Source organism: Nonomuraea sp. NPDC050394 (assembly GCF_044459065.1).
Lineage (GTDB): Bacteria > Actinomycetota > Actinomycetes > Streptosporangiales > Streptosporangiaceae > Nonomuraea.
The window spans coordinates 122,186-144,375 of sequence record NZ_JBITIO010000003.1 but is presented as its reverse complement, the minus strand read 5'-3'; the positions used below and the strand labels follow the sequence as shown (position 1 = coordinate 144,375).

Annotated in this window: 16 protein-coding genes and 1 tRNA gene; 13 read left to right on the top strand and 4 right to left on the bottom strand. The window is 70.6% G+C overall.

Annotated elements, in window-relative coordinates:
- Positions 1-4 precede the first annotated feature (4 nt).
- Both ACIBKY_RS13700 and ACIBKY_RS13695 read right to left on the bottom strand, forming a co-directional pair.
- The gene (locus ACIBKY_RS13700) at positions 5-3,319 is read right to left on the bottom strand and encodes a DNRLRE domain-containing protein (RefSeq protein WP_397096985.1); all 3,315 of its coding nucleotides are present in this window, start codon (positions 3,317-3,319) and stop codon (positions 5-7) included.
- A 353-nt stretch (positions 3,320-3,672) separates the two neighbouring features.
- Positions 3,673-4,272: a TetR/AcrR family transcriptional regulator gene (locus tag ACIBKY_RS13695; RefSeq protein ID WP_397096984.1), complete on the bottom strand. Its 600-nt coding sequence runs from the start codon at positions 4,270-4,272 to the stop codon at positions 3,673-3,675.
- A gap of 100 nt (positions 4,273-4,372) precedes the next feature.
- Between ACIBKY_RS13695 and ACIBKY_RS13690 the strand changes: the two genes are divergently transcribed.
- From ACIBKY_RS13690 to ACIBKY_RS13640, 11 genes are all read left to right on the top strand, one after another.
- Positions 4,373-5,059 (top strand): SDR family NAD(P)-dependent oxidoreductase, encoded by a 687-nt coding sequence (locus ACIBKY_RS13690; RefSeq protein ID WP_397097672.1) that lies wholly within the window; start codon positions 4,373-4,375, stop codon positions 5,057-5,059.
- A gap of 245 nt (positions 5,060-5,304) precedes the next feature.
- Entirely contained in the window at positions 5,305-7,203 is a 1,899-nt protein-coding gene (locus ACIBKY_RS13685; RefSeq protein WP_397096983.1) for a hypothetical protein, read from the top strand.
- A 130-nt stretch (positions 7,204-7,333) separates the two neighbouring features.
- A complete protein-coding gene (locus ACIBKY_RS13680; RefSeq protein WP_397096982.1) occupies positions 7,334-8,098 on the top strand; it encodes a hypothetical protein in 765 nt (254 codons plus the stop codon).
- A gap of 9 nt (positions 8,099-8,107) precedes the next feature.
- A complete protein-coding gene (grpE, locus tag ACIBKY_RS13675; protein ID WP_397096981.1) occupies positions 8,108-8,605 on the top strand; it encodes a nucleotide exchange factor GrpE in 498 nt (165 codons plus the stop codon).
- The gene (locus ACIBKY_RS13670) at positions 8,606-10,189 is read left to right on the top strand and encodes an Hsp70 family protein (RefSeq protein ID WP_397096980.1); all 1,584 of its coding nucleotides are present in this window, start codon (positions 8,606-8,608) and stop codon (positions 10,187-10,189) included.
- A gap of 3 nt (positions 10,190-10,192) precedes the next feature.
- On the top strand, positions 10,193-12,715 hold the full coding sequence (locus ACIBKY_RS13665) for a hypothetical protein (protein WP_397096979.1): 2,523 nt from the start codon (positions 10,193-10,195) through the stop codon (positions 12,713-12,715).
- A gap of 4 nt (positions 12,716-12,719) precedes the next feature.
- On the top strand, positions 12,720-13,880 hold the full coding sequence (locus ACIBKY_RS13660) for a hypothetical protein (RefSeq protein ID WP_397096978.1): 1,161 nt from the start codon (positions 12,720-12,722) through the stop codon (positions 13,878-13,880).
- A gap of 4 nt (positions 13,881-13,884) precedes the next feature.
- The gene (locus ACIBKY_RS13655; protein ID WP_397096977.1) at positions 13,885-16,113 is read left to right on the top strand and encodes a GTPase-associated protein 1-related protein; all 2,229 of its coding nucleotides are present in this window, start codon (positions 13,885-13,887) and stop codon (positions 16,111-16,113) included.
- Positions 16,113-18,221, top strand: coding sequence for a hypothetical protein (locus ACIBKY_RS13650; RefSeq protein ID WP_397096976.1), 2,109 nt, complete (start codon positions 16,113-16,115; stop codon positions 18,219-18,221). Before ACIBKY_RS13655 ends, ACIBKY_RS13650 begins: the two co-directional genes overlap by 1 nt.
- 185 nt (positions 18,222-18,406) lie before the next feature.
- Positions 18,407-19,204 (top strand): polyphosphate kinase 2, encoded by a 798-nt coding sequence (gene ppk2, locus ACIBKY_RS13645; protein WP_397096975.1) that lies wholly within the window; start codon positions 18,407-18,409, stop codon positions 19,202-19,204.
- 255 nt (positions 19,205-19,459) lie between these two features.
- Positions 19,460-19,633 carry a hypothetical protein gene (locus tag ACIBKY_RS13640; protein WP_397096974.1) on the top strand — a complete coding sequence of 58 codons (174 nt, stop codon included), beginning with the start codon at positions 19,460-19,462 and terminating at the stop codon, positions 19,631-19,633.
- 93 nt (positions 19,634-19,726) lie between these two features.
- Here ACIBKY_RS13640 and ACIBKY_RS13635 read toward each other — a convergent pair.
- Positions 19,727-19,801: transfer RNA gene (locus ACIBKY_RS13635), tRNA-Val, on the bottom strand.
- A gap of 430 nt (positions 19,802-20,231) precedes the next feature.
- Here ACIBKY_RS13635 and ACIBKY_RS13630 point away from each other — a divergent pair.
- Both ACIBKY_RS13630 and ACIBKY_RS13625 read left to right on the top strand, forming a co-directional pair.
- On the top strand, positions 20,232-20,648 hold the full coding sequence (locus ACIBKY_RS13630; protein WP_020547189.1) for an SsgA family sporulation/cell division regulator: 417 nt from the start codon (positions 20,232-20,234) through the stop codon (positions 20,646-20,648).
- 58 nt (positions 20,649-20,706) lie between these two features.
- Positions 20,707-20,949 carry a DUF6011 domain-containing protein gene (locus tag ACIBKY_RS13625; protein ID WP_397096973.1) on the top strand — a complete coding sequence of 81 codons (243 nt, stop codon included), beginning with the start codon at positions 20,707-20,709 and terminating at the stop codon, positions 20,947-20,949.
- A gap of 48 nt (positions 20,950-20,997) precedes the next feature.
- Here the strand turns inward: ACIBKY_RS13625 and ACIBKY_RS13620 are convergent, their stop codons facing one another.
- Positions 20,998-22,182 (bottom strand): alpha-hydroxy acid oxidase, encoded by a 1,185-nt coding sequence (locus ACIBKY_RS13620; RefSeq protein WP_397096972.1) that lies wholly within the window; start codon positions 22,180-22,182, stop codon positions 20,998-21,000.
- Between the last annotated feature and the right edge of the window lie 8 nt (positions 22,183-22,190).

The following is a 22,190-nucleotide window of genomic DNA, read 5'->3' as shown; positions in this document are numbered from 1 at the left end:
TCGGTTATCCGGGCACGGGCAGGAGTACCGCTCCGAACGATCGTTTCATCCACGCGGGGCACACCGTAATCCCCTCGCAGTACGCGGTGAGAACTCCCAGGGTGCCCTGGTACTTGTTCGACTCCGTGTTGAAGTCCACGATCGTCCTGGTGTCGCGGCTCTCGGTCACCCTGCAGGTCCGCCACCAGAGGAAACCGTTGCACGTGTGCCGGAAGGCCGTGGCCTGATAGTGGTAGCGCGTCATGATGAGAGGGTCGGGGACGATGCCGCGATGCGGGTGCTTCGTCATCTGATGAGCGGACAGGTAGTCCAGGTCGTGCTTCTGCACGATCTTGACGTTGCCGAAGCCCTCGTCCCGGGACCGGTCCCAGTACCCCTTGCGGTAGTTGATCCGCTTGCCGTCCCTGCTCTGCCAGTGGCCGAGCAGGTTGAACGCGTCGGCCGGCGGCGCCGCGGCCGTCACGACGTCGCTCGCGGGCGCGCCGGCCCGCTGCCATGCCGACCACGCGCCGGTCGCGACCCGAGCCCGCCAATGCGCCGTCGCACCGCTGACCTTGCCGGTCGGGATCCTCAGCCGCGCGACCGCGCCCGCCCGCACGTCGTCCGCCGTACCGGACCACAGGAGCGTCGCGCCGCCCTTGGCGGCGGACCTCACCTCGACCGTCACACGGTACGGCCGGCGCGCCTCACCACCCACCTTGACCATCAAGGTGCGCCCGTCCGGACGGGTCCAGGCACGTTCGACCGCGGGAGCGGCGGCCTTCCCGGCGGCCTTCTCCGGAGGCTCCTGCCCGAACCTCCACGTGTAGGGGCTCATCGTGTTGCCGCCCGCGTCCCTCGCCCCGGAGACCGTGACGGCCATGAGGGAATCCATCCACGGTTCCGACGGGGTGAACGTCAGCACCGTACGCCCCGGATTCAGCTGTGTGGTGCCGGGCACCTGGTCCTCGTACCACTCGTCCAGAACGCTGATCTGCGCATCGGTCACCGGCTCGCTGAACGTCACCGTGACGGTGGAGTCCGCCGGTACCCCTGTGGCCCCCGCGGGCGGGTGCACCGCGGTGACGGCGGGCGGCGTCGTGTCACCGGGGCCGGACGGTGACGGGTCCGGCCCGCCGGCCACGGTCACCTTGAGAACCGGGGGACGGGTCCCTTCCGAGGCGTCGAACCCGCGGTCGTACATTCCGGCGGTCACCGACTCGTCCGCCGCCCGAAGGAGTACGCCGTGGTTGGGCTGGCCCGATGCCCACGCCGCGGCGATGTCGGTCAGCCGCCAGGTCCAGGGCACCGACTGCTCGGGGCAGGCGCCGGGGTCGGTGGCGCTGCTCTCCCCGGCGGTCGTCGCGGCCGGCTGATCGCCCCAGTCGAGGGTCTCGGCCTGCCAGGCGCCGGTGACGCGCTGGGCCTTGATCGCCCCGCCGCATCCGTAGGATTCGTTGTTCCAGAGTTCGAGCCGCGCGTCGGTGACGGTCCGGCCGGCGAGCGCGGCGGTGTCGAACTTCAGGTACGTCCGCTCGGTGAGGGAGATGTCACCGGTGTCGTACTTGCCCGCCCACAGCGTCGTGTCGTCGTGGCCGGACGAGCCCGAGTCGTCGATCCAGGTGTCGGCCTGAAGCGGCAGGGTGATCGTCTGGCCGCCGGACGTCGGGGAAGGGGAGGGCGTCGGAGTGGGCGACGGGGTCGGGGTCACTTCCGGGCGCTCTCCGTGCTGCACCTCGTAGTACCTGGGTGGCGCCTCCCAGTCACCGGTGAGCGGCCATTCGGTCGCCGGTTCCGCCACCACCGGCGACCGTGTCGCCTTTCCGGTCTGCGCGAACTCGGAGAGATCGTCCTCGCGCATGCCCGGCAGGTTCATCAGGGAATGGAACTCGTACGGCGTGCCGTCGACGGGAACCGAAGCCCCGCCTTGATAGGTCGTGAGCTCGACCTGCTCGGGCCCGGGATGGGTGAACAGGATGAAGAGCACCGGTCCGATGGCGCCGCTTTCCGAGGAGCGGTACATACGCCAGTTGGTCGTGTCCGACTCATTGGCCGCACGCAGCTGGAAGCCGTAGTCGGCGGCGCCGTCGGCCCACGATTGGACGATGTTCTCCACGGAGTAGTAGAGCTCGGCCTCGGAACAGCCGGGCTCACCGGCTGCCGCGCCTTGCACGATCGCGCCGCTCGTGGTGGTCGAGGGCTGGTTCGACATGGTCAACGTGCTCGGTGTCCACGAACTCGTGACGCGGCGCACCTGAATGCCCGACCCCACCGAGGAACCGCAGGTGTTGGACCGGTAGTTCCACAGCCGCAGATCGGCGTTCAGAATCGTCGCCCCGCGCAGCGGCAGTCCGGCGTTGAACCGGATGTAACTCCTGGCGCTCTTCGAGCCGCTGCCGAACTTCCCCGCGTGGAGCCAGGTGGCCGAGGTCTGCGAGTTCGGGTAGTCCGAACTGATCATGGTGTCGACCTTGAGGCCGGCGCCCACCCAGTCGGACACGGCGAGCGTCACGGGGTAGCTCACCGTGGAATCGGTGAGAAAGCGCTGATCGGGCCGCAGGATCAGCGTGCTTCCCGCACCCGTCTGCCGGATCTCCACGGGGACCTCGGAGGTCACACCGGAATCCGGTGAGTCGAGGGACCTGGCGTCCCCCAGGCGCAAGGGCGCGGACGTGGCGAGGACTTTCCCATCGGCGCCGACCAGGTCGAGCCGCCCGCCGTTGGCCTGACGATACTTCTGGCCATGGGGGAGATCGACCGGGATCGAGATCTCCAGAGCCTTGGCCGGTCTCTCACGTAGTACCAGCGCCTGGGTGAAGCCAGTGGGCGTGGCGGTCAGGACCAGATCGCCGCCGGGAACGGCGTCGCGATAGGTGGCCGTATTGCCGCTGACCACCGGAGCGGAAAGGGCCCGCGGCCATCTGACCGTACGGTTTCCCGTGCCGTCGGCGAATTCAACGAGATTCCCGGTTCCGCCCCCGGAGAAAGTCGTCGCGTTTTTGACGGACTTGGGAGTCAGCCGCCCGTTCCCGGCAATGAGATTAGTGTCGATCGGCAGATAGTCCCGTCCCTTTTTGACGCGGATCGGGCCGGCGTGCAACTCGACTCCGAATGTGCCGTCCGGCATCGCGTAAAGCGTGGAGTCCTCACGTCTGGCCGAGACCACCTCGACCCGGGTGCCCTTCGCCTTGGCGGCCGCGACGGTGGCGGCCAGGTCGCTCCGCGCTGGTGGCGGGCTGGGCTCCGCGGTGACCGGGCCGCCGTTGACCAGGAATCCCGCGATGAGCACGGCGGCCAGTGTGGGTGCGCGGCGTTTGCTGGATAAGAAGGGTAAGCTCATGCGCTTGAACCTCCGGCTATACGGTGCGACTTCGCTGATGACCCATCGCACTATCTGCCGAAGGCGATGGGCGGTCAATGCTGGAAAGGTCGCCCTCCCGATACCCAGAGTGAGTTATGAAGGTATCTCCGCTGGCCAGTCGGCACACTTTGTCGAAGCATTGTGTGACTTATATCACAGCACCAAATATTCAGAATGTAGAGAAAATGTAGAAGTCGCTTTTCGCGAAATGCGCCGGCCCGGGGCCTTGCCGGTGCACACGGCTCGGGCGGGCGCGACGGGTGGTTCGGGTGTGCGGCGCCGAACCCCTGCCCTGCCCCGCCGGGCACGCGGCCGCGGCGGCCGGCGCGCGCTCAGCCGGATCGCGGCCTGAGCAGGTCCTCGCAAAGGGTGTCCACCAGACGGCCGGGGACGCTCGACCCGGTCAGGGCCCGATAGACGATCGGCCCGATCAGCGCGTCGATCGTCGCGTCGGGACCGAGGCTGGGCGAGACCGTTCCGGCGTCGATCGCGCGCGTGAGCATGTCACGTTCCCGTTCACGGCGTGGGCCCAGATACCGCTCGTCCAGGAGCTTGGCCGTGGCGGGATCGTGCTGCGCCTCGGCGATGAGCGCGAGCAGGACCTTGCCGGCCGGATCGCGGGTGACGAACCGCGCGAAGGCGCGCAGGTAGCCCCGGATGCCTTCCGCCGTGGGCGGGTCCGTGGGGATGGGCAGGCGCTTGCCGCTGTCCTCGATGAGCGTGTCCAGGAGAACCTCGACCTTCGATGGCCACCAGCGGTAGATCGTCTGCTTGGCGACGCCGGCACGACGCGCGATCGCCTCGACGGTCAGGGCGCCGAAGCCGTGCTCGGCGAGCAGATCGTCCGCGGCGTGCAGCACTGCCAGGCGGGCGGCCTCGTCGCGTCGGCTGCCTGAGCGCGTCCTGCGGGGCTGGGAGTTCGCGACGGGCATGCGAGACACGATACCCGTCCTGCGGCGACACGCATTTGTCTGGACGCAACGTTGCGTCTATGGTGAACGCCTCTACTACGAAGGAGCCCATGTGTCCGCCATGCCCAACCGCCAAGCCCTCATCCTCGGAGCGTCCAGGGGATTGGGACTCGTCCTTGCCCGCGAACTCACCCGGCGCGGCTGGCGCGTCATCGCCACGATGCGCCAGGACGCCGCCGAACTGCGCGCGAGTGCCGATGCCTCGAACGGCCGGCTGACCGTCGAGTCCTTGGAGATGACCAGTCCCGGCCAGCTGGCCGCGCTCCGCGAGCGCCTGGCCGGCCGCCGGCTGGACCTGCTTTTCGTCAACGCCGCCATCGACCGGGGCGACCTGCCGATCGGCGAGGTCCCGACCGGCATGTTCACCGAAGTGATGATCACCAACGCGCTGAGCCCGTTGCGCGCCCTTGAGACCCTGCGCGACCTCGTCGCCCCCGGCGGAACCGTCGCCGTCATGTCATCCGAGCAGGGCAGCGTCTCGCGCAACACCGAGCCCGGCTACGAGCTCTACAAGGCCAGCAAGGCCGCCCTCAACCAGCTGATGCGCAGCTACGCCACCCGCCATGCCGATGACGGACAGACCAAGCTCCTCATCGACCCCGGCCACAACCGGACCCGGTTGGGCGGACCCGGCGCGCCACTGACCGCCCAGGAGAGCATCCCGGCCGTCGCCGACGTCCTCGAAGCACAGGCGGGCGCCCCGGGCCTGCGGTTCCTGGATCGCCACGGCGAGATCGTCCCGTGGTAGGCGCTGGGCGTCGAGCTGTTCCCGATGGCCCGTGACGCTCGCCTTGGCGCGGGACGGGACTGCGGGACGGCGACGAGCCGGCCTCATGTTCAGGTCACTTTGACCAAAAAATGCCATACCCCTTCAGGTCATGGTGACCTTTTGTTACGGTGGGAAGCCTCCTGAGAGAGGCGTGACCTCATGGGGCAACCCTTACGACCGCCGGCGGCACGCTGATGCCGGCCTGGTGGACAGCACGTTCGCGGGTGCTGACGCTGCGGGCCGCCAGGCGTGTGGCGGTGACGGTCCGGCGTTCGGAGCTGGGACGGGAGGCCGTGGCCGGGCTGCGGCCCAGGGGGATATACGGCATGCTCAGGGAGCGCGCGCCGCTCTCGCTGATCCTCTACGCGGCGGCTCTGGACGGGCGGCTGGTGTGGCGGGGGCCCGCGGCCTTCGTGCTCCTGGAGCCCCCGTACGCCTCCCGCGCCCGGGGACGCCCGGCGGTCCTGAGCCGGATCGCCGATCGGTACTGGGAACCGCTGACGATGATGGTCCCCCCGGCGGCCCTTCTGGGGCTGTCCTTGCTCCTGGTGGCGCTGCGTCAGTGGTCCGCGATGGTGTTGTGGGCGGCCCTTGTGCTGGCCCTGCTGGCGATGCTGCACGTGTGCGTGCTGATGACCGCCATGGTCGCCACGATGCTCGTCAGGTGGGCGGCGGGGCTTCCGCCGCGCCGGGAGCGTGAGTGGCGGGCGGCGGGGGATCTGCGCTTCCTGCACTGGTCCATGCCGTTGTTCCACTGCGCGGACCCCGCGGAGGCGCCGATCCTGCTGGAGCGTGCCAAGGAACGGCTGAGGGACCTGGTCAGGGCGCAGGTGGTCCACGCCACGGAGGATGTGGCGGCCCGCACCCGCACGGTGGAGGTCAACGAACTGCTGTTGTGCCTGCCCGCCGGCGCGACGAGCGTCGCGGCGCGAGATGAGGTGGTCAAGGCGAGCGTGAACGCCGAGGGGCCCGGCGGCACCGGTGTGCGGTTCATGGCCACCGGCTCGCGACCGGCCATCAGGCTGGCCAAGCCGTTCGAGTCGGGGTCCTTTCTCGGCTTGTACCTGGTGGGGCTCGTCGTGATCGTGCTGGCCGAGGCGGTGCTGGTGGCGGACGCGGAGCGGGACGCGTGCGGGACGGACTGCGCGGGCCGGCCGGCCGGCTATCCGGAGGCGGTGCGATGGCTGGCCTGGCGGCTGATCGGCGGCAATCCCGCCGATCTGATCCCGGTCACGGCGCAGGCGTGGACGGTGGGCTGGCTGACCACGATCGCCGCGTTGATGGCCCCGCTGATCCTGCTCGTCACGGCCGTGCGGATGGCGGCGGCGCACAAGGAACGGATGGCGCGATTCGTGGAGAGGATGAATCCTGTGCTCGGCACGACGACGGTTCTCATCATGGTGGCCACTCCGGTGGAGAGACAGGCCATGCTGGAGGCGATCGGCCAGGTCACGGGTGAGGCGCCGCGGCGCCGTAACCTGCGCTGGCACACCGCGTTCGAACTGGGGGTGGTGGGCGGCGCCCAGGTGCTGCTCGCGCAGACCCGGCCCGGTTCGACGGAGCCCGGCGCCGCGACGCTCACCGCGCAGTCCCTCATCGACCAGCTCGATCCGGATTACCTGCTCCTCACCGGCATCTGCTACGGCCTGATGACGAAGAAGCAGAAGCTCGGCGACATCCTGGTCTGCACCCAGTTGCGGATCATGGATCACAAGAAGATCGCCGAGCCGGCGCTGGGCAGGCCGGTCGAGCGCGCGCGTGGCGACCGGGTCACGCCGTCGGTGACGTTGCTGGACAAGTGCCAGACGGCCCGGCTGACGCAGGAGGGGCCGGCGGTGCACTTCGGCCCGCTGCTGTCGGGCAACGTCCTGCTGGACTCGCCCACCGAGCGCCTGCGCATGATCGAGGCCGACCCGGAGGCGATCGGCGGCGAGATGGAAGGGCTGGGAGTCTACGCGGCGGCGGCCAAGGACAAGGTCGACTGGATCGTCGTGAAGGCCATCGCGGACTGGGGGATGGACAAGGAGGACACGTGGCAGCCGATCGCTGCCAGGAATGCCGCCGAGTTCGTGGTCGACGTGCTGCGGACCGGCGGTCTGGATCGTCCACCTATATCACGATAAATCAGGTCAAAATATGACGCGATAAACGCCGCACACCGTATGCGGATCTCATTCCGGTAACCGGGGTTGCCCATGCGAATAACTGGCATATTCTACTGATCCTTGGCACGTTCCAAAGGAGGCGAAGGGGATGGATCGCCCAAGGCTGCCGGGTAATTCCTCCGGGTCCCTTTCGGGCCGTCCGGGCGGCTCCGGCCGGCTGGCGGGAGTGGCGATCGCCGCCGTCCTGCTCCTGGCACTCGCCGCCGCCGGAGTGATCTGGTACCTGAACGGCCGCCAGGACACACTGGCCGAGGCCGCGCTGGCCGGCGCCAGGCAGACGCCGGGCATCGTCTGCCTGGACGTGGCCGGTGACTTCTCCACCTCGATGAACGACAGCGTCGAGACCAGGGATGAGGCGCTGGCGCTGCTGCGGCCGTTCATGGCGCGTGAGATGCGTCCCGACGACCTGCTGACGACAGCCAGGTTCGCCAGTACGGCGGCGCTCACCCTGGCCCCCACCCGCGCCGCCGACCTGGCCGGCGCGGCCGAATCCGATGCCGACGTCGAACAGAACGACTACACCTTCCTGGCACCCGCCATCAAGGCACTCGACCGCGGCCATCGCCGTGCCCGCGCGAAATGCGAGCGGCGGATCCTGGTCGCGGTCACCGATGGCGAGGTCGCCGACGAGAATTCCGCTCTCGTGCCTTTGCTTCAGCATTATGACCGCGTCTATTTGGCCATTCCCGACGAGGCCCCCGATTACCGGCCGGCCGAATTCTCGGAGGAGGCGCTGGCTTCCGTCGCCTCCGAGGGATTCGACGGCGCCGGCGCCCTGAGCCTGCTGTACGGCAAGGCGCTCGCGGCGGCCACCGGCCAGAAACTCATCCGGAAGACACCGCCTCCCCCTTGAGGAGCTTCCATGGATCAGGAGAACACCTCGGAGATGGCGGCCGCGCTGGCCGGCCTCACTGAGGAGATCAAGCGCGAGCACGACCGCGCCGCCCACCGCGAAGAGATCATCGACCGGCTGCAGGAGGACAACCGGCGGCTGCGCCACGGCCTGCTCCAGGAGGCGCTGCTGCCGATCCGCAGCGGCCTATTCCGCCTGCACGACCAGGTGAGCCGCGAAGTGGCGAGGCTGCGCGCCGATCCGCAGGCCGACGGTCACCTCGGCGCGCTGATGGCGGCCATCGCCGCGGAGGTGGCCGAGGTACTGGCCCGTACGGGAGCCGAGCTGATGGAGGTCGAGCCCGGTCAGCCGTACGACAGGGCCAGGCATCGCCCGATCGACGTGACCGAGGGCCCGGACGGGCTGGTGGTAGCGGTGGCGGCGGCCGGTTTCGAGCAGGACGGGCGCATCGTTCGCAAGGCCGACGTGGTGCTCGGCAGGGCGCCGCTCCAGGAGGAGGACAGGTAGATGGCGGTTTACGGAATCGATCTCGGCACCACCTACTCGTGCATCGCGGGCATCAACGAGGCCGGACGGGCCGAGGTGTACCGCAACCAGGATGGAGCGGACACCACGCCCTCCGTGGTCTACTTCGAGACCCCGGGCAACATCGTGGTGGGGCAGTCCGCCAAGGACAGCGCCGTCATCGAGCCCAAGCTGGTGGTCAGCCGGATCAAGCGCGACATGGGGCAGGCCGTTCCCCGGCCCATGCACGGCCGTGACTACAGCCCCGAGGAGATTTCGGCGTTCGTGCTGCGCAAGCTGGCCGAGGACGTGCAGGCGGACATCGGTCAGGCGGTCTCGGACGTCGTCATCACCGTGCCCGCCTACTTCGGCGCGGCCGAGCGCGACGCCACCCGCAAAGCCGGGAAGATCGCCGGGCTCAACGTCATCGACATCATCTCCGAGCCGATCGCCGCCGCGATCACCTATGGCGTGCTCAACCCTTCCGAGGACTGCCACATCCTCGTCTACGACCTCGGCGGCGGCACCTTCGACACCACCGTCATCACCCTGCGCGGCGGGAACATCGAGGTGGTCTGCACGGACGGTGACCACAGCCTCGGCGGGGCGGACTGGGACGACGTCCTGGTGGAGCACCTGGCCGAGCGGTTCCGGCAGGAACACCCGGACGTGGGCGATCCGCTGGAGAGCGACACCACGGAGCAAGACCTGCGCAAGATCGCGGAGGATTCGAAGAAGACGCTCTCCAGCAAGCTCAAGCACACCGCGCGCGTGATGCACGAAGGCCGCGTGACCGCCGTGGAGCTGACCCGTGAGTCGTTCGAGGCGCTGACCCGGCACCTGCTCGACCGCACCGTCTCCATCACCCACCGCACCATCGCGACCGCGCGGGACAAGGGGGCGGCCTCCTTCGACCACATGGTTCTGGTCGGCGGCTCCTCCAGGATGCCCGTGGTCGCCGAGACCCTCCAGAAGGAGTTCGGGATGGAGGCCAAGCCGAAGGACCCGGACCTCGCCGTGGCCAAAGGCGCGGCGCTGTACGCCTTCGAGGAGACCTACCGGCGGCTGATCAGCTCGGGACAGCAGGCCGAGGCAGAGGCCATGGCCTTGGGGGCGGGCCTGTCCACCACCCAGCGGCAGCAGATCAAGGACCGCACGATCAAGACCGTGGCCTCACGCTCCTTCGGCATCGTCACCACGAACCCGCACCACCGCCAGGACTACGTCGCCCACCTCGTCCACGCCAACGACCCCCTGCCCGTCGCGGTGACCAAGGGGTTCGCCACCCTCGACGACAACCAGGACACCGTGGCCATCCAGGTGATGGAGCAGGCGGGCAGCAGCGAGTCCAGGAACGTCGAGGACAACAACGAGATCGGTGAGGGCGACCTGCGCATCCCGCCCGGCAAGCCGGCCGGCTTCCCCATCGAGGTGACCTTCTCCCTGGACGCCTCCGGGCTCCTCCACGTCACCGCCCGGGAGAACGAGCTCGGCCGTCAGCTCGACCTGGACATCCAGATCGGCGGCATGTCCGAGGAGGAGGCAGCCGCCTCCCGCGACGCCCTGGCCGAGATCAACGTGAGCTGACCCATGCCCTTCGAAGAGAGCGTCTATCTCCGGCAGGTGCTCGAACCCGCCCGCCTTGCGGGCGGCGTGCCCCCGCCCGACCTGCGCCAGCGCTACCAGCTGAACGAGTCCATGAGCGCCGCCGAGGTCACCGCGACCGTACGGCAGGTGCGCCAGTGCTGGCGGCGCTCACGCGGGCAGCTGAAGTACCGCAAGCTGATCGACGCCCTGGAGGCCGAGCACGGCAGCACGTTCGGCGCGATCTTCCAGGCGGCCGCGGAGGGCGACCTCGGCCCGTTGCGGGCGGAGATCAAGCAGTCCGCGGAGCGGGCCGGAAAGCGCCAGAGCGACCTGCGGCGGCGCCTGGACGACGCCGCGGGGAAGCTGCGCCTGCTGCCTCCGGACGTCGTGGCCGGGATCGCCAGGTCCGTCGGGCTCGGCGAAGAACAGGCCAGGCGTCAGGCAGGGGAGCTGGGCATCGAGATCCGCGAGCCGGATCAGCTGCCGCAGGCCCCGCCGTACGCCGCCTATGCCAAGGTGCGCGAGGCGCTCGACACGATGAACCAGCCGAACCTGGCCGCGTACGTCTTCGGCGAGGAGGCCGCCGCCATCAAGGTGCTGGGCCCGATGCCGGAGGTCATGAGCAGGGTCGGACGCCTGGAGCAGGAGGCGCGCTCCCGGACGCGCGGACCGTGGACGGTGGGCGCGGAAACCGTGCTGACCGCGCTGCGTCACGCCACCGACGCGGCGGACCTGGTGCGCTTCGACGTGATCACGCGGCTGCGCGAGCGGGTGCGCGAGCATCCCTACGACGACACGCTCATGCGGTACGCCACCGGCGAGCTCAGGCTGGACGAGGCGGACGCCAAGGCGCTGATCTTCGCCATCCGCCAGGAGAGCGGGGTCGTGGGCGGGCCGGGGAGCAGGCTGCGCGAGCTGGTCGAGGCGGGCCAGATCCAGGCCGCCGCCGAGTTCGCCGAGGCGCTGCCTCCGGAGGCGCTGGCCGACGAGGCGGCCGAGCTGGCCCTGGACGTGCGCGCCCGGCTGGCCAACGCGATCCGCCTCCGCGACGCCGCCCGTGCCGGGCACGATCCGGATCAGGCCTGGATCATGCTGGAGGAAGCTCTCGGCCGGGTGCCCGACCTGTCCGGGGCGGCGGCCATGCTCGCCGGGCTCCCCCCGCATCCTCCTGGCGAGGTGCGGGCGGCCGTCAGCGAGCGGGCCGTCGTGATCACCTGGCAGCCGTCCGCGTCCCGCGCGGGGGAGATCTCGTACGAGGTGCTGCGCGACGGCATGACCTGCGCCGAGACCGGACGGGCCAGCGCCCGCGACGAGAACCCCCCGGTGAACACCCCGGTGACGTACGCGGTCGTGGCCAGACGCGGGCAGGCCGCCTCCGCCCCCGTGGCGGCGCGTGCGCTGGCCGTCCGCCCGGAGCCGGACGAGGTGCGCCTGTCCGGCTCCGACGGCGTCGTCACCGGCAGCTGGCGCTCCCCGGCCGAGGCCGTGCGCGTGGTGGTCACCCGCGACGGCAGGCCGGTTCCCGCCGAGGGCTCGGGCTTCCGCGAGCGCGGGCTGCGCGACGGCGTGACCTACGAGTACGTGATCGCCGCCGTCTACCAGAACGGCTCCGCACAGGTCACCACGCCCGGCGTGCGCCGCTCGGTCGTCCCGGCGGCCCGCCCCGAGCCGGTCGCGCGCTTCACGCTCGAATCCGTGGCCGGCTCTCCGGGCGAGGCGCTGATCCGCTGCGCGGAGCCGGCGGCCGGGGTGGTGGAGTTCCTGGCGCTGGCCGCCGAGCCGCGCTGGCCGTACGAGACGGAGCTGCGCCTGGAGGAGATCCGGGCGGCGGGCAGGACGCTGCCCGCCCGGCCCGTGCGTGGCGGGTACGTGGTGCGCCCCGGGGACGGCGCGCAGTTTCTGCTGGCCGTCACCGTCGCGGGTGAGCGCGCCGTCGTCGGAGCCTGCCGCGAGCACGTCAACCTGGGCGCGCCCCAGCGGGTGAGCGCCGTCCGCCGCGGGACGGCGGTTCTCATCGGGCTGGAATGGCCGCCGGACGTCCCGGAGATCGAGGTGCGCTGGAGCTCACGCCGCTTGCTGGTGAGCGCCGCGGCCTACCGCAGCCAGGGCGGCATCCGGCTGGACATACCCGAACAGGAGACGCCCGCCATCGAACTCGTGCCGACGACCGTCGTGAAGGGGACGCGCGTGCACGGCCCCGCGGTGCCGGCGCCCCTCGCCTCGGCGCCGCCGGTCCGCTACGACCTGCGCAGACAGGGCTGGCCGTGGCGGCGGGCGCTCCAGGTCGAGGTGACCTCCGACGTCCCGGCGCGGCTGGACCGGCTTGTGCTGGTCATCAAGGCGGGGCGGATCCAGCCCGCCTCCGCCGCCGAGGGGCGGGTGATCGGGGAATGGCCGGCCATCACCACCCCGGCACTGCTGACGGTGCCCTGGCCACGACAGCGCCGGCCGTACTGGCTGCGGTGTTTCGCCGAAGGGCCGGTCGAGCTCGTCGATCCGCCCGTCCGTGTCCTGAAGGCGGGATGAGCCCGTGATCACGTGCCCCTACTGCTTCACCAAAGTGGCCCCCGGCCGCATCGCCTTCCGCTGCCTGGGCGCCGGCGGGCGGGCGAAAGGGTGCGCGCCCCGGCCCGACACGGTGCTCGGCGCGTTCCGCGGCGGCGCCGGTGACCCCGTGCTGCCGCCCGTCTTCACCGCCAGGCGCGCCGGCCGGCGCGCCGCCTGCCCCTCCTGTTCCCGCGAGTCGGCCTGGCGGGTCTGCCCGTCCTGCCACAGCCGGCTTCCGGCGGAGTACTGTGCGAACCCGGGCAAGATCGTCGCGCTGGTGGGCGCCAAGCACGCGGGCAAGAGCACCTACATCGCCGTGCTCGTCCACGAGCTGATGAACAGGGTGGGGGAGGAACTGCACTCCTCGATCGTGCCCTGCGACGACCGCACGATCGAGCGCTATAAACAGGACTTCGCCGGTCCCCTGTACGGCGAGCGGAAACTGCTGCTCAGCACCCAGTCCGCGGTGGCCAGTCCGCGTGACCCGCTGGTCTACCTGTTCACCCGCACGGTGGGGCGGCTGCGGCGGCGTACGGCCTCGCTGACCCTGGTCCTGTTCGACACCGCGGGCGAGGACCTGCGCCAGCGCGAGATGAGCGAGTTACACCTGCGCTACCTGAGCGCGGCCGACGCCGTCATCTTCCTGCTCGATCCCCTGGAGCTGCCGGGCGCCCACGCCGCGCTCACCGGCGCGGCCAGGGCGCGCTCGGGCACGCTCGCCGGCGACCTGATGAGCGACCAGATGGACGTCGTGGCCCGGGTGACGGAGCTGCTGCGCGGCAAGAGCGGCAAGCTGACGATCCCGGCGGCGGTCGCCCTCAGCAAGATCGACGAACTGCGGGAGTCCATGGAACGCCAGTCGGCGCTCCACCGCGCCCGCGAGCCGATCGGCGCCCTCGACCTGGACGACAGGGACGCGGTCGACGAGCAGGTCCGATCGTTGCTGCACCAGTGGGAGGCGGGAATGATCGACCGCTACCTGCAGCAGCACTACACCACCTACGCCTTGTTCGGCCTGTCGGCACTCGGCTCCGTGCCGGAGGGCGAGGCCGTCGCCCGCAGCGGCATCCGGCCCTACCGGGTCGAGGACCCGTTGCTGTGGCTGTTGTACCGCTTCAAAATGCTCCACGGCGTCCGGAGGTAGCCGCATGGCCTGGCAACTCCACTACACCTCGGCAGAGAACGGGCCGTCAGGACGGGCCGGGTTCCAGATCGTCGCCCGCAGCCCGGGTCTTCCTCCCGAGCTCGACGCCCAGGTCACCCCGTACTTCACCTATCGCCCTCCGCCCAACACCCCGACCGCGCCCACCGGCGGGGAGATCGCGGCCATGCCCGTCGCCCTGTCCTACGGCCCGGCCGGCGACCACCTCACCCTGACCCGCTGCGCCTACCTCGGGCAGGACTACTCGGGCCGCTACGGCAACTTCCTCGGCCAGGCGGTCGTGGCCGACGAGGCCGAGCTGGTGGGGGTGCGGCCCGTCGAGTTCTGGCAGGCGCCCCTGTGGGCCGGGCGTCCCGCGCCGTCAGGCGCCGAGCTGCCCCACCTGGACGACCTGCTGCCGGGCACGGCGCTCGACCCCGAGTCGCTGGGGGAGTGGCTGCGCGAGCACGGCGGGTTCGCCTACGAGTGGCTCGGCGTCCTGCTGGAGCTGGTACGGCGCAGCCTTGCCACGGGCCACGGCCGGATCGTCCTGGTACACCCCGACGCCGGCGAGATCGTCCGATGGATCGCGGTGATCTCCTACTCGCTGCCCTGGGAGACGGTGCTGCGCCTGTCGTTCGTGACCTACAGCGGCGATCCGGCCGCCAACGCCCAGCTCATCGTCGGCACCACGCCAGACGTGTGGATCCCCGCGGACCTGGACGCCACCGTGCTCCAGCTGACCGGGCCGCCCGAGCCGATCGAGGCTGGCCGCTTCTCCACGACGATGCGCGAGTTGTGGCGTGCCGCCGACTTCGGCGGCATCGACGAGCTCGCGGACTTCGGCCCGGCCGACCCGGAAACGGCGGCGGCCGTGGTCGCGCTCTGCCTGGCGGGCGCCACCCTGTCCGCCGAGGAGCAGTCGGCCGTGGCCGCACTGGCCGCCAACGGTCTCCCCGGCTGGGTGTGGCCGCTGCTGGGCCGGCGGGCCGACCTGCTCGACCACTCGCTCGCCCGGACGGTCGCCGCCCATGGACCCGCCGAGGCGGCGGCCCCGTGCGCGGCCCGTTGCGCCGTCCTGGCGTTGCGCGAGCCGAGCCTGCCGCCGCCGGGCCCGCTGACCGAGGCGTTCCGGCTTCGGGTGAGCGAGGTGGCGCGGGCCGAGCTGACGGGCTCGCGCGACCTCGCGCACGTGGTCGGCGTGCTGCGGGTGGCCAGAGCGTGCGCGCTGTCCCTGCCCGGCGCGGAGGTGGAGGTGGCGGTCGCCGGGCTGGCCCGCATGGGGGTGCGCGACGGGCAGGCGTTGCTGGACCGCGTGCCGTACGCCTGGCACGAAGCGGTCTTGTCCGGACTGCTGGCGGGGCTGGAGGCGGCTCCCCGCCGCACACGTGAGGCGGCGCTGACGCCGGAGTTCTGCCGGGACCTGGCGGGCCGGGACCTGAGCGCGGCGCCATCGCTCGCGGCGGCCGTGCTGGCCTGGCAGGTGAGCGCGGGCGAGCTGGACCGGGCCGAGGCGAGCGTGCGGATCCTGTCCCTGGGCGGTGACGGACAGCCGGCGGAGCGGGAGGCGTCGCTGGCGGCGATCTGGAGTGCCGAGCCCACCGCCGCCGAACTGCACCGGCTGCTGCGGGCCCTGGGTAAGCGGCTGGAGGACTTCTACACGCTGGCGGAGCTGCCCGGACGCTTCTTCGTACGCGCCGGGCTGAAGGACAAGGACGTCAGGGAGGTCGCCACCTTGACCTCGCAGGCCGGGCTGCGCGGAAGCACCGCCGACGACGCCCACGCGGTGCTGCTGGCCCTGGGGATGGCCGCGGAACGGCCGCTGGCCCGCGTGCTCGCCGACGTCGAGCGGCTGAGCGAGCTGCCGGTTTACGCGCCGCTGCGGGAGCAGGTGCTGAAGTGGGCCGCCAAGCAGCTGGCGAGGTGCCCGACCGAGATCCGGACCGAGGTGCTGCGGCGCGGCTCGGACCGGGCCAGGGACTGGCTGCTCGCCGTCTGGCTCAACCCCAAGGCCGATCGCGGGGAACAGGCCGCCCTGCTGGAGATGGCCATCCGCCTGCACCGGCACAAGCTGGTGATCGGCGTCCTGGAGGAGTGGGCGCGAGCGCTGGTCAACAGCCGCTCCCGGTTCGGGGCGCTGGAGAGCCGGTTCAAAGCCGATCGCGAACTGTGGGCGGGGGTGCAGCGCCTCATCGAGCCGCGCCGCCGCAGGCTCCTCCCCTGGGGAGGCCGCTGATGTGGGGGTTCCTCTTCCTGGCCGCCTTCTGGCTGACGGCCGTCATGCTGGCCGTCTTCGTGGCCGTCATGATCTTCCCGGTCGTCCTGCTGGCCGGTACGGTGACCGCCGTCGGCACCCACCTGCAGTACGTGCACGCCACCCTCTTCCCCGACGACGCCGGCGGACCCTCGCCGGTGACGCGGCCCGACGGCAGGCCCGGTCGCGACCCCGCCTACCGGCACTACCTGGTCGGCCAGGTGTGGAAGGACTGGCGGGCGATCGTGCGCGGGACCACGCCACGGGTCATGACGCGGGCCGAGAAGGCGGTGAACACCGCCACCCGCCTGCTGGTCGGCGGGGACCAGGCCTGGTTCCTGTTCCCGGTCTGGATCGGCGTCGTCGCCGGGATCGTGGCGGCCTTCGTGCCCGCCGGGCTGATCGCCATGTTCATCGTCGTGATCTACCTCCTGGCGATCGTGCTCGGCCTTCTGGGCTGGCTGGCCTGCGTCGCGGTCCTGCGCGCCCTCGAACAGGTCTTCATGGTGGTCCGCCGCATCCTGCAGACCTGCCCCTATCCGGGCTGCTACGCGCGCTTCACCTTGCCGGTGTACGCCTGCTCCACCTGCGGGGCACGGCACGCGCGGCTGACGCCCGGCACCAACGGCGCCGCCCGGCACGTGTGCCGGTGCGGGACGCGCCTGCCGACGACCATCCTGCTCGGCCGCTACCGCCTCCAGGCCTTCTGCCCGCTCTGTGACCGGCAGCTCCCCACCAGGGTCGGCCGCGTCAGGATCGAGCCGCTGCCCTTCGCCGGAGGGCCGGACGCGGGCAAGACGACGTTCATGGCGCTGGCCGTGGACGCGATGCACAGCGCGGTGAACACCGCCGGAGGCAGCGTGCTGTTCGCCCAGAAGAGCGACGAACAGGCCTTCAGAAACCTTCGGAGGGAGCTGTCGGCGGGCCGCGTCAGCAAGACCCTGCCCGATCTGCCCAAGGCGGTGATGCTGGACGTGGCGCTGCCCGGAAGGACGGGCGGAAAACGCATTCTCTACCTGTTCGACCCCTCGGGCGAGCACTACACCGGCGCCAGCAAGATCGAGGAGATGCGCTACCTCTCGCACGGCGAGGCGCTCATCCTGATCGTCGATCCGTTCGCGCTGCCGGAGGTCCAGGACCACCTCCTGGAGAGCGAACGTCAGGCGCTCACCGCCAAGGGCGTCATGTTGTCGCGGGAAGACCCGGCCGACACCTTCAACCGGCTGCGCAACGAGCTCGCCGGTCGCGCCGACGGCGGCAAGCAGCGCCGGGTCGCGGTCGTCCTCACCAAGGCCGACCTGCTGAAGCAGACCACCTCCGGCCGCGGGATCGAAGAGGTGCGGGCGTGGCTCACGCTCATGGGGCTCGGCAATCTGGTCCGTGAACTCGACCACCAGGGCGCCCAGGTCCGCTACCTGTCCTCGGGGCTTCCGCCGGAGCCGGGCCGGATCGCCGAGACGCTCGGCTGGCTGACCGGCCTGCGGCTCGGCTCCGACCTCGCTGACGCCTCCGCCCAGGAGCTGACCACGGGGGACGCCCGCCGTCCCTGGGACGTCAGACCGCGCCTGGAGGGCCGTCCGCCGCTCAGCTACCTCGTCTTCCGCCGCGCCCTCGCCGTCGCCACGGTCGTCGCCTCGATGCTCATGGTGATCGCCTTCAGCGTCCAGCTCCTGACACAGTGGCTTCCCGGCAACAGGCCGGTACGGCTGGGCAGCACGTCGGCCATCGAGCCCGGTACACCGATCCCGATCACCAAGGCGATGGCGGGACGATGGGGCGGAACCGTCCAGCAGGGTTCGGGCCGGTACCGGGTGCGGCTCACCCTCACCAGGGGAGCGCTGCCCGGACGCCGGGCGGGCACCGTCTCCTACCCCAAGCTCGGCTGCTCCGGCACCCTCACCCGCGAACCCGACCAGGGTGTGGCCGGCCGGATCGTGGTACGGGAGAACATCACCGACGACCCGGAGAACACCTGCGTGCGTATCGGCTGGATCAGGCTGGAGCGCCATTCGGACGGGACACTCGACTACAGCTGGTACGGCACCGCCGACCTGACGACGGTCGTAGCCGCCGCCACCCTCAAGAAGTAGACGAGCCGCCGCACGCTCGTGAGCGTGACAGACGAGGCCGTTCTCGCGGTTCGCCTGCCGAAACGCTCGTGGAGAACTCCGCGGAGCCGATCTCGTCGGCGCTGTTCATCCCTTGCGAGACGGATAGCCGCAGGACGCCGTGTGTTTCCCTGCGCAACTTCGGTGGCCCGGGGAACAAAGGATCCATGAAGCCGAGTCGCCTGGCCCGCAAGCCGTACGAGAAAGAGCTCTTCCGACTGCAGGGAGAGCTGGTGAAACTGCAGGAATGGGTGCGCGTGGAGGGGCGCCGGGTGGTGGTGATCTTCGAGGGGCGCGACGCGGCGGGCAAGGGAAGCACGATCAAGCGGGTCGCCGAGTATCTGAACCCGCGGATCGCCAGGATCACCGCGCTGCCGGCGCCGACCGAGCGAGAGCGGTCGCAGTGGTACTTCCAGCGGTACGTGGAGCATCTGCCGGCCGCGGGGGAGATCGTGTTGTTCGACCGGAGCTGGTACAACCGGGCCGGGGTCGAGCGGGTGATGGGGTTCTGCACGCACGAGGAGTACACACGGTTCCTGCACCAGTGCCCGATCTTCGAGCGGCTGCTGGTGGAGGACGGGATCATGCTGCGCAAGTACTGGTTCTCGGTGAACGACGAGGAGCAGGAGCGGCGGTTCCGCTCGCGGCTGGAGGACCCGATGCGGAGGTGGAAGCTGTCGCCGATGGATCTGGAGTCGATCGTGCGCTGGGAGGACTACTCACGGGCCAAGGACGAGATGCTGGTGCACACCGACATCCCCGAGGCGCCGTGGTACGACGTGGAGAGCCAGGACAAGCGGCGGGCCCGGATCAACATGATCGCGCACCTGCTGTCCACGATCCCCTACGAGAAGGTACGGCGAGCCAAGCTCAAGATCCCGCAACGACCCGCCCCGACCGGCTACCAGCGCCCACCGCGAAGACTGGAGACCTCCGTCCCCGACGTATCCGCCACGCTGGGCTAACTGCTCTGACCAGAGAGGTTGGTACGCGGCCGGCCGGCGGTTGCCAGGAGGCCGCGGGCGAGAGCCGACGCAAGGGAGAAGGCCATGATCGTGCTCGGCCTCGACGGTATGGGAGAGCCGTCTCCTGTACCGCCGGAGGGCCCAGGCCGATGCTCCACGCCACACCAAGGTGCCCATGCGAGGCGAGTGAGAGCAGTCGCCCGCCCGCCGTCTCCCCGTCGGACACGAGCGTCACCCGAGCGTAGTGCCGACGGCATGGTTGCCGAGCTGACCGGGCTGTGGGAGGGGGCGACCGCCGGGCAGTTCAAGATCCACCCGCGCAGTCCAGTCCCGATGCTCGACGCGGTTTACCGTCACCAACTCAGACCGGTGATCACCAAGGGTGCCCAGACGATGAACATCATCTTCGGCGACAGCCGGCACGGGTAGAGAGTCCGAGTGGGATGGCTCCCCGATTGGCTCCCGTTGACTTCTCAGGCATGCGAAAAGGGGCCTCGGATGGCTCCGAAACCCCTTCTGAGCTGGTGGGCGATACTGGGATCGAACCAGTGACCTCTTCGGTGTGAACGAAGCGCTCTCCCGCTGAGCTAATCGCCCGCCCTGCCTGGCTCCCTGCGGTGCCCGACGGGGAAAACCATACCGCACTTCCGGAGCAGGTGGCGAAGCGACGAGCGGCCCCGCGAGGATTCGGGGGGAAACGCGGTGGTTGCCCGTCGTCGTGGTGGCTGGTTGGCATAGCATCGGTCATGTTCGGAAGGCGCTGGGAAAGGGGATCTTTCGCCCGAAAGGTGCCGAGGGCTCGCCGGGGTGGGCTCTACAGCTCGCAAAACCCTTGCAAACACGGCCCGATTGATGCCGTTTAGCCTGGTAGATGCCCAAATGTCCTGCTGTGATGTGCGTTACAGAAGGCCTCAGGAGCGGAATCTTTCCTACAGGTTTCTTCGTTCCGCGTCATAGCTCAGGACGAAGTCCGTCAGAGCAGTAAGCCCCGAAGAGGGGACCCTACGACGAAAAGGTTTGGCTGACGATGAACAGCACCACCGTCTCTGCCGAGCTTGGCCTTCGGCTTGTGGTCCCCGACCGTACGACCGTCCCCCTGCTCGCCGGACTGAGCTACACAGCCGACGACCCGTATGCCATCCGCATGGCCTTCCACGTAGGGAACGACGAACCGGTCGAGTGGATCTTCGCCCGCGAACTACTGACCGTAGGCATCGTGCGGCGTGTCGGCGACGGCGACGTGCAGGTCTGGCCTGCCCGCGCCGACGGCGAACGCACGCTGCACATCAGCCTGACGTCACCGTTCGGGCAGGCGCTCTTCGAAGTCCCGCTGGCACCTCTCACCGAGTTCCTGCATCGCACCTACGAGAAGGTGCCCGCAGGCAGGGAGACCGACTTCATGGACCTCGACGCCGAGCTCACCAACATGCTCTGGCCGTCCTGACCCCCTCGGCCGCGCCTGCCCGGCCGTACCAGACCCCCATGGCAGGATGAGAGGTGCCGTGAACCTCTTCGAAGTCCTCAGCGAACCCGCCGCGCGTGAGCACGTGGTGCGTTGCCGCGCGTGCCGGCATGTTCTGCGCGCCCCCGAGTCGCGCTGGGCCAGGATCGGCCCGGAATGCGCCGAACGCCTCGGCCTGGCCAGGCGTAAACCGGTGCGGATCCGGGCCGCCGCGGCCCACTGGATGTGCGAGGGCCAGCTCGACCTCCTGGCTCAGAGGCAGGAGACCGAGTCGCGTTCCTGACGGCCGCGCCGGTCCACGCCGGAAAACGCCTCCAGGTAGGCCGGGCGTTCAGGGGCGGAGCCGTACCACGGAAGGGTCGAGAGAGCCGCCGAGCAACTGGATCGTGCGGGTCAGTTCGGCGCGGAAGAGGTCCAGCACCCGGTCCACCCCCGGCCCGCCCGCGGCCATCAGCCCGTAGAGGTAGGCGCGGCCGATGAAGCACGCGCGCGCCCCCAGCGCGAGCGCGGCGGCGACGTCGGCCCCGCCGCGCACGCCGCCGTCCAGGTACACCTCCGCCCGGTCGCCCACCGCCTCGGCCACCCGGGGCAGGAGCTCCAGGGGTGTGGCGGCGCGGTCGAGCTGGCGGCCGCCGTGGTTGGAGACGGCGATCCCGTCGACCCCGGCCTCGGCCAGGGCGAGCGCGTCGTCCACGCGTTGCACGCCCTTGACCACCAGCGGACCGCCCCACGCCCCGCGGATCCACTCCAGGTCGGCGAAGGTCACGCCCGGGTCGAACATGAGGTTGGTGATCCCGGCCAGATCGCTGCCGCCCATGGTGGCGAAGGTGAGGGGTTCGCTGGTCAGGAAGTCGAACCACCAGGCCGGATGCCGCACCACCCGCAGCGCGCTGCGCCAGCGCAACGTCGGCGGCATGGTGAGGCCGTGCCGTACGTCACGCAGCCGCGCGCCCGCGACCGGCACGTCCGCGGTGACGACCAGCACGTCCATGCCCGCGTCCCGGGCGAGGTCGAGCGCGGCGCGGCTGCGTCCGCGATCGCGCGCCACGTAGAGCTGGAACCAGTTCCACCCGCCGGGCGCGGCGCGCGTCACCTCGGGCGCGGGCGTGGTCCCCATGGTCGACAGCGTGTACGGCACGCCCGCCCTGGCCGCGGCCCGCGCCACCGCCTTCTCCCCGTCGCGGTGCATCATGCGCGTGAACCCGGTCGGCCCGAGAACGAGCGGCATGCTGATCTCCCTGCCCAGCACCCGCGCCGTCAGCGGCACCTCGCCGACGTCGCGCAGGATCCGCGGCCGGAACTCCACCCGCGCGAACGCCTCGCGCGCCCGCGCCATGGAGACCTCGCCCTCCGCCGCGCCGTCCACGTAGTCGAAGACGAGCCGGGGCGCCCGCCGCCTGGCCAGCAGCCGGATGTCGGCGACGTCGGCCGCGGCCAGCAGCCGGTCCCGCCTGCCGAGGGGCGGCAGCACCGCCCGCAGATCGCGCCACCGGGGAAACCGCCGTCCATCACCCATCCGACCAT

What these genes read in the sequence shown, in the direction of transcription:
- ACIBKY_RS13695 (WP_397096984.1), bottom strand. Translation starts at nt 4,272, where the DNA reads ATGCCCGTCGCGAACTCCCAGCCCCGCAGGACGCGCTCAGGCAGCCGA.
- ACIBKY_RS13680 (WP_397096982.1), top strand. Translation starts at nt 7,334, where the DNA reads ATGGATCGCCCAAGGCTGCCGGGTAATTCCTCCGGGTCCCTTTCGGGC.
- ACIBKY_RS13665 (WP_397096979.1), top strand. Translation starts at nt 10,193, where the DNA reads ATGCCCTTCGAAGAGAGCGTCTATCTCCGGCAGGTGCTCGAACCCGCC.
- ACIBKY_RS13670 (WP_397096980.1), top strand. Translation starts at nt 8,606, where the DNA reads ATGGCGGTTTACGGAATCGATCTCGGCACCACCTACTCGTGCATCGCG.
- grpE (WP_397096981.1), top strand. Translation starts at nt 8,108, where the DNA reads ATGGATCAGGAGAACACCTCGGAGATGGCGGCCGCGCTGGCCGGCCTC.
- ppk2 (WP_397096975.1), top strand. Translation starts at nt 18,407, where the DNA reads ATGAAGCCGAGTCGCCTGGCCCGCAAGCCGTACGAGAAAGAGCTCTTC.
- ACIBKY_RS13655 (WP_397096977.1), top strand. Translation starts at nt 13,885, where the DNA reads ATGGCCTGGCAACTCCACTACACCTCGGCAGAGAACGGGCCGTCAGGA.
- ACIBKY_RS13630 (WP_020547189.1), top strand. Translation starts at nt 20,232, where the DNA reads ATGAACAGCACCACCGTCTCTGCCGAGCTTGGCCTTCGGCTTGTGGTC.
- ACIBKY_RS13700 (WP_397096985.1), bottom strand. Translation starts at nt 3,319, where the DNA reads ATGAGCTTACCCTTCTTATCCAGCAAACGCCGCGCACCCACACTGGCC.
- ACIBKY_RS13650 (WP_397096976.1), top strand. Translation starts at nt 16,113, where the DNA reads ATGTGGGGGTTCCTCTTCCTGGCCGCCTTCTGGCTGACGGCCGTCATG.
- ACIBKY_RS13640 (WP_397096974.1), top strand. Translation starts at nt 19,460, where the DNA reads ATGGTTGCCGAGCTGACCGGGCTGTGGGAGGGGGCGACCGCCGGGCAG.
- ACIBKY_RS13620 (WP_397096972.1), bottom strand. Translation starts at nt 22,182, where the DNA reads ATGGGTGATGGACGGCGGTTTCCCCGGTGGCGCGATCTGCGGGCGGTG.
- ACIBKY_RS13690 (WP_397097672.1), top strand. Translation starts at nt 4,373, where the DNA reads ATGCCCAACCGCCAAGCCCTCATCCTCGGAGCGTCCAGGGGATTGGGA.